General features: G+C 70.3%; 1 protein-coding gene. It reads right to left on the bottom strand.

The annotated features are described in order from the left end of the window. Positions 1-364 (bottom strand): carbamoyl phosphate synthase preATP-grasp domain-containing protein (locus IO33_RS0142150; protein WP_031174356.1); only part of this gene is annotated, 364 nt, incomplete at both ends.

Genomic DNA, 364 nt, shown 5'->3' with positions numbered 1-364 from the left:
CTCATAGCCCGCATCGCTGAGCGCGAAGGAGGCGTGCACACAGGAGTAGTCGAACTCGATGCCCTGCCCGATCCGGTTCGGCCCGGAACCCAGGATGATGACGGCCGGCTTCTCACGCCGCGCGACCTCCGACTCCTCGTCGTAGGCCGAGTAGAAGTACGGCGTCCTCGCGGCGAACTCGGCGGCGCAGGTGTCGACCGTCTTGTAGACCGGGCGGATGCCGAGCGCGTGGCGGACCTCGCGGACCACGTCCTCGCGCAGACCGCGGATCTCGGCGACCTGCTGGTCGGAGAACCCGTGCCGCTTGGCGTCGGCGAGCAGCTCGGCGGTCAGCTCGGGGGCCCCGGCCAGCTCGTCCGCGATC

This window comes from Streptomyces durhamensis (genome assembly GCF_000725475.1).
GTDB lineage: Bacteria > Actinomycetota > Actinomycetes > Streptomycetales > Streptomycetaceae > Streptomyces > Streptomyces filipinensis.
The sequence above is the reverse complement of the archived record's forward strand: the minus strand, read 5'-3'. Positions and strand labels throughout refer to the sequence as shown.